This is a genomic window from Veillonella sp. ICM51a, assembly GCF_000524355.1.
GTDB lineage: Bacteria > Bacillota > Negativicutes > Veillonellales > Veillonellaceae > Veillonella > Veillonella atypica.
The window spans coordinates 1-3,036 of record NZ_JAPX01000051.1 but is presented as its reverse complement, the minus strand read 5'-3'; the positions used below and the strand labels follow the sequence as shown (position 1 = coordinate 3,036).

The 3,036-nt window shown below is 32.0% G+C and carries 1 protein-coding gene and 1 pseudogene; both read left to right on the top strand.

Translation table 11 applies throughout. From position 1 onward, the window contains the following. Window positions 1-1,561: pseudogene (locus HMPREF1504_RS10495) on the top strand (filamentous hemagglutinin); the annotation flags it as partial. After that, the gene (locus HMPREF1504_RS09965) at window positions 1,558-2,541 is read left to right on the top strand and encodes a DUF805 domain-containing protein (RefSeq protein WP_005381371.1); all 984 of its coding nucleotides are present in this window, start codon (window positions 1,558-1,560) and stop codon (window positions 2,539-2,541) included. The pseudogene HMPREF1504_RS10495 and the gene HMPREF1504_RS09965, both read left to right, overlap by 4 nt. The last annotated feature ends 495 nt before the right edge of the window (window positions 2,542-3,036 follow it).

Genomic DNA, 3,036 nt, shown 5'->3' with positions numbered 1-3,036 from the left:
GCTGAAGTATCTGGCAGGGAATAAGCCGGGTAGTGGTTTTTATGCTGGTGCTACCAATGAAGCATTAATTGGAGAAATTCAAAAAATTGCTAAAGAAAAACCTGATGTAGCTCAAACATTAAGTGCTTTATTAGGTGCCGCTGTGAATGGTAGTTTAGGCTATTCCCCTGTAACAGGTGCAGCTGAAGCACAATATGGGACTAAGTGGAATCAGTATCAAACTATAAAAAATATAAAGGAACAAATAGAGGAATTAAAGGTAGGTAAAAGTGTAAAAGTTTATGGCCGTGACATAAAGTTAGATAGCCTTCGTGAAAATGAATGGTTAGCACTACTTGGAATTGATCCTATAACTCATGAGTATAGATATGTTGCAATCAATAAACAGGGTGAAAGTTATGATATTAAACATTATGATCAATTTGAAAATGGTTATTTTACTGATGTGATAAGTACAAATGATTTGTTTACTGTCGATAAAGGAATTGTAGCTGGCAGTGGAAAGGATATACCAATTAAAGATACGGATGAATATTTGATTAAGCAATCTTCAGCGACTAATGTTCAATCTGGTGCGGTTGTTAGATATAAGCTAGGAGAATATAATGGAAGTATTTTTGAAAGTAATTTCTATGCAAAGGCTAAACCTTCATTTTTACGTAAATTACAGGGAGCGGCTATTAATGCTAATATAGATAGAATTGACTTAAGACATACTGATCCTGGTTATATTTTGATGCGTTTAAAAGATGAAGGTCGTATTACACAAAAGTTTGCTAATGATTATAAGGTTAACTTCCAAAATAATATCTTTATTTTGCAATCGACTAAATTTCCTAATTATAAGTTAGCGTTAACTGAAGAACAAGCTTATAGAATTATTGGTACTAGTGATTATTATAGAGAATCTGATAAAACAACAAGGTTGGGGGCTAATCAAGAAGGGTATTTTGGTCTTGGAGTAAAACGTGGTAAAGGAGAAGTTGATTTGTCTTTAATTGAGGGGATGAATCAAGATAATCGAATTTTTATTGGGGGAGAATTAAGATTAAAAGGCATCGTCACTGCACGAGATATTGTCAATCTTTTCCAACCTAAAGAAATGATAACTGGAGAGAAAGTAACGGTTAAATCAATTCTAAAGGTGCCACTTGTACCTGTTATGGGACGGAAAAGTAATGATTATTGGCAATCTGGTTTTAAGATAGATAAACCGATTTTGAAAAAATTTCCTGGTGGGGATACTCTTATACAAGTTGATGTTCCTATTACTTATAGAACAGAAATCGAATCTGTTGCAACAAAAGAAGCTATATCTGCAGTTAGAGAAAAGACTAATAATGCTAAAGCGGAAGAGTTAGTTGCCATGGCATATCATAATGCTCATCCAAATGAAGGGAATTTTTATTATGATGTAAATAGAAAAACAAAAAGTTTAATAAAAAAAGTTGACAGTGTCACTCATAAATATGAAATTCTTGATGGCGATGAACGTTGGAATGTTCTTCCAACTAAGATTTTTGATGATATTTATAGACATAATAAAGTGGATGAAGAATGATGAGACAGCTTTTATATTCTGAATTAATAAAGTTTAAATTTGAATTATTATCTTTAATTCAATGGTTAAAGACAATAAATTTATTTACAATCAATATACAGACATACCTTTCTATAAACTTATTGGTGTTTATTGGTATAGGAATAAATATCTTTGCTTTATCTACTCTTCCGGAGATAGTATATACTCAAGAAATTTATGACATTATATATTATGTGGGCACAGTTATTTATGTTCTTTTTGTAGCTTTTACAAATTATGCTAGCTTGAATTATTACAATAAAGTGCAATTTCATTGGGTAAATATCATAATTACTGTGGTTTTACTATTGATATTATTGGGTGGAAAGCATTTTGACCTTTCTTACGGAAAAGCTATTTTTGAGTCCAACAATATTATATTATGGGGCGTTGATGTACCAGATTTATTCTATCCATGTCTTTGGTGTTCAATGTTGTTGTTTTCTGTAGTACCGAGGAAACTTTGGTTAAGAGATAATAATGTTGAACTTAAGGGAATAATTTTTGATAATAAGGTTATAGATGTACTCTGGGGTGAGCGTAATGATTTAACTACCTCTCAAATTAAAGCTATAAACTCTTTTTATAGTCGCCAAGATAAAAGGCCTCTTTTAACAGATCTTTATAAAAGCATATTAATTGACAGTCTTTGGCCTAATGGACGAAGCACAGTTCGTCAATGGAATCTTTTTAATGTATATTTAGCGTTTATAATATACAATGTGATATTAAATTATAATATCGAAAACTATGCTCTGCGATATGCTTTATACGTTTATCTTATATATACTATTATCATTATGATCTTTAGACGTTTGAGAGATAGCAATAGTAGTATATTTTGGATTATTGGCTTATTTGTCCCTATTAGCAATATATATGTATTGTATTTGTTGTATAATAAAACCTCTGCGTTATATGATAAAGAAAGTAACAGTATTTTTTATTATGCATTATGATACATAAAATATGGAGATATGAGATTGTATGTTAAAGATCTTTCTATGGCTGAACAACAATCAGAAATTAAAACTTCTTGACTTTCATTCTATAGAAACATTATAATCAGATTATAATTTTATACTCGCCTAAAAGAAACCGATGAGGTGGAGATAAAAATAGGAAATGCACTCACAGAGAGCGGGATTAGCTGAGAACCCGTAGTACGCAGCTTATTAAATGGACCACCGAGGGCGCATGGAACAGAATGAGCTTTCATTCCTAGTATGGTGCGACGTCACACGAGCGTTAGTCGTGAGGGATATGTTAGTATCCTGCGAACGGGGAATGCACTGCATTCAAACAAGGTGGTACCGCGATTTATATCATAATACAAGTATTTTCTAATAATTGTATAAGAATAGAACTATAGACTCGTCCTTGACGTTATATTGTCATGGGCGAGTTTTTTATTGTCTTTAGACTGGTTCGCGACATAGTCGCGAATCATTAAA

Coding starts and splice junctions, on each gene's coding strand:
- HMPREF1504_RS09965 (WP_005381371.1), top strand. CDS start 1,558: ATGATGAGACAGCTTTTATATTCTGAATTAATAAAGTTTAAATTTGAA.